The 3,010-nt window shown below is 72.3% G+C and carries 4 protein-coding genes; all 4 read left to right on the forward strand.

The features are described from left to right. Positions 1–342, forward strand: a 342-nt coding sequence (locus ACWFR3_RS46670; RefSeq protein WP_453740800.1) for a helix-turn-helix domain-containing protein, incomplete at its 5' end; no start/stop codon positions are given. Positions 343–467: 125 nt separating this feature from the next. After that, complete coding sequence (locus tag ACWFR3_RS46675; RefSeq protein WP_376041173.1) at positions 468–695, forward strand: hypothetical protein; 228 nt, start codon at positions 468–470, stop codon at positions 693–695. Beyond that, entirely contained in the window at positions 695–916 is a 222-nt protein-coding gene (locus tag ACWFR3_RS46680; RefSeq protein WP_376041175.1) for a hypothetical protein, read from the forward strand. The genes ACWFR3_RS46675 and ACWFR3_RS46680 overlap by 1 nt, the downstream gene beginning before the upstream one ends. Positions 917–1,285: 369 nt before the next feature. Beyond that, a complete protein-coding gene (locus ACWFR3_RS46685; RefSeq protein ID WP_376189693.1) occupies positions 1,286–2,974 on the forward strand; it encodes a replication protein in 1,689 nt (562 codons plus the stop codon). Positions 2,975–3,010: the final 36 nt, after the last annotated feature.

The raw sequence follows: 3,010 nt of genomic DNA on the forward strand, positions 1-3,010 counted from the left end.
GACACCGAGGTGTCCACAGTGGACGCCCCGGTGTCCCCCACCCCCCTGCCGGAGCCTGTGCCGGCCACCGCATCGCCGCAGGTCATCTGCGGGGCACACCTCGAAATCCCGCCTGTCCCCCCCCGCCCGAAGCTGAGCACCGAGGAAGCCCGCGCCGCGATCGAGCAGGCATGGCGGGACGGCCTGAGCGTCCGTGAGGCGGCCCGGGTGTCCACCCGCGCCCCCTCGCAGGTGCAGCGGGTGTACGCACGCCTCGACACCGAGAACGCCCCCGTCCACCCGCGACACGACGACGACCACATCGAGGGTCAGACCGAGATTGAGGTCCCGGCCGCCGCGTGACCGAGAGAGGGTCAGGGGACACCTCCCCTGACCCTCTTGCGCAGGCTGACACATTGTGTCAGACTGACTCACGTCCGCCTGATCCACCCTCACCCGGCGGGGCGCCGCCACCACCAGGAGGAACCATGCACGAGACCCAGCTTGACGATGTGCCCGCCCGTATCACCGCGTCCGCCGCGCGGCTCGGCGGACCGGCCGCCACCCCGGCCGAGAAGGCAGACGCAGCCGCTCTCCTGCGGGACCTGCTGGAGGCCGCTCGCAGCCACGGCGTCACCCTCGCGCACTTCGACGCCGTGGCCGACCTCCCGCAGGCGGCCCTGATGGTCATCCGCTCGGCCCGCGAGGAGGCGTGATGGCGACCCCGGCCGACATGTCTCACGCGATGCTGATCGCGATCCTCATGCACCACGGCGGCTCGCTCGACCTGCCCGCCGGCGCTTTCCAGAAGGACGCGCTCGGCGGCCTGGACGGCGCGTTCCACGCCGTGGCGATGGAGCCCCGCCTCGATGGCACGGTCCGCATCAGCGTCCAGCCCCGCCCCGCCGGGGACGAGGGAGGAATCACCACGATCTGACCGACACGACGATGCCCCGCCGGTGATCCGGCGGGGCGTCTCGCTCGTAAGGGATGATCACCCCTCAGAAATGGCAACGGCCCGGGCATCTCACCTCCCGGGCCGCCCGCCTCCGCAGGTGCCAAACCACCGAACGGAAACGTTGCTGTGACCAGAGTACGGAGCGAAGCGCCTCCTTCGCCACAGCGGCCCGCCCGCCGCACATGCCGCCGTAGCGGCTGCTCGAAGAAGTTCACCCCAAACCCCCGCACACCGGGCCAAACGTACTGCTCCCCGAACTGCCGGAAGCGCGCTTCCGAGGCGGACGCGGTTCGACCCCCGAAAACGGGGTCTGACCTGCAGAAAGACACCTCCCGAGGTGTCCGCTTCTTGGTAACTGACGAACAGAGTTGTCAGATCGCCGAAACCGCAGGTCAGAGCGGTGCGGTCGATGGGGCCACCGAGGGGGGTCCGGTCACGGTCGTCACCCCGGCTCTGCGGCGGTGGCGGCGCCGCCGGATCATGCAGGAGATCACCGCGATCGACCGGTGCCGGAAGTGCGCGCGCCGCGCCGTGGCGCCGGAGCTGGGCACGCTGACGGCCCGCACCGAGGACGGGAAGGCGTCCGGCCGCGGGGTCCAGCTCTGCGAGTCGATCTGGGCGTGCGCGGTGTGCGAGAGCGCCAAGCGCGCCGAGGACACCCACGAGCTGACCACGGCCGCTCTGCGGTGGCTGGCCCGTGGGGGGACTCTGGCGGCCGTGGTGCTGACCACCCGGCACACCCGTGCGGACGCACTGGACGACCTGGTCTGTGCCCTGTGGGGGACGCGGCAGCGCGTGGACGAGACGACGGGGGAGGTCACGCCGAGGGTCCCGGGCGCCTACCAGCGGCTCCTGACATCGCAGAGCTTCCGGCGCCACGTGGCCCCGGCGGTCGGCTACATCGGCATGGCGCGTAACCCGGAGATCACCCGCTCGCAGGCGGGCGGGTGGCACCCGCACCTGAACCTGCTGGTGTTCCTCGGTGGCCAGTTGGAGGGCACCCCGGCCAACGGCCAGCTGATCTACACGGATGAGGACGGCAACGGGTACTTCGAGCCGGGCGAGGGCCGGAGCTGCACGTTCGAGCCGCCCGCCGAGGACCTGGAGGCGTTCGAGGAGTGGATGCACGGCTTCTGGGCGGGGGCTCTGCGGTCGATCGACCCGACGTACGAGACGTCGACCGAGTGTGAGCGGGCCAACTGCAAGTGCGGCGGCAAGGGCCACGGTGTGCGCATCGACGTGATCCGGTCGCCCGATGACAAGGCGCTGATCGAGTACCTGACCAAGGTGGGCGGGGAGACGGCCAAGTCGGTCCAGGCCGACGTGGACGCGGCCAAGGGCGCGGCGGCCGAAGTCGCCCACTCGACGGCCAAGGGCGCCAAGGGCACCCGGTCGATGACCGCCTTTCAGTTCCTTGACCGGCTGTGGGCGATCGAGCGCGACGGCCTGGCCGAGGCCGACGCCCCGGGGTACGGGACGGCCGAGCAGTGCCGTGCGTGGTCGCTGGAGTACGAGGCCGCGACCCGGGGCCGGCGGGCGTTCGAGATGACCCGGGGCCTCGCCCGGCACACCGACCTGGCGGGCGAGCTGGAGGCGTACCGCTACCAAGAGATGCACCGCCGCCTGCTCGGCGGTGTGGTCCTGACCTCGGAGGCGCACGGCCAGGTGGCCGAGGCTGGGAGCGACTTCGCCGTGGCCGAGCTGGTGGCCGCCAGCCTCGAGGCAGAGGTGGCCGGCCTGGTGGCCGACGCGGGTGGCCGGGCGGACCACGCGCGGGTCGTGGACGAGGCCGGAGCCGCGGAGTGGGTGGAGTCCCTGGCGGAGGTGATGGCCGCCAAGGCCCGGCAGCGGGCGGCCGAGAGGGCGGAGTGGGACCGGCTGGCCGAGGCCGGGCACGGCCTGGTGCCGTGCGAGCCGTGCGGCGGCACCGGCCACCGCGAGGAGTACGCCGCCATCCACGGCGGCCAGTGCTTCCCCTGCGGCGGCACCGGCCGGGTCATCGGCGACGCCGACGACGACCAGGAGCACGACGGCTGACCGCGCATTGTTCCAATGCGCACTACCTCGCTGTGG

The sequence above is a fragment of the Streptomyces sp. NPDC055189 genome (assembly GCF_053606765.1).

What these genes read in the sequence shown, in the direction of transcription:
- ACWFR3_RS46675 (WP_376041173.1), top strand. Translation starts at nt 468, where the DNA reads ATGCACGAGACCCAGCTTGACGATGTGCCCGCCCGTATCACCGCGTCC.
- ACWFR3_RS46680 (WP_376041175.1), top strand. Translation starts at nt 695, where the DNA reads ATGGCGACCCCGGCCGACATGTCTCACGCGATGCTGATCGCGATCCTC.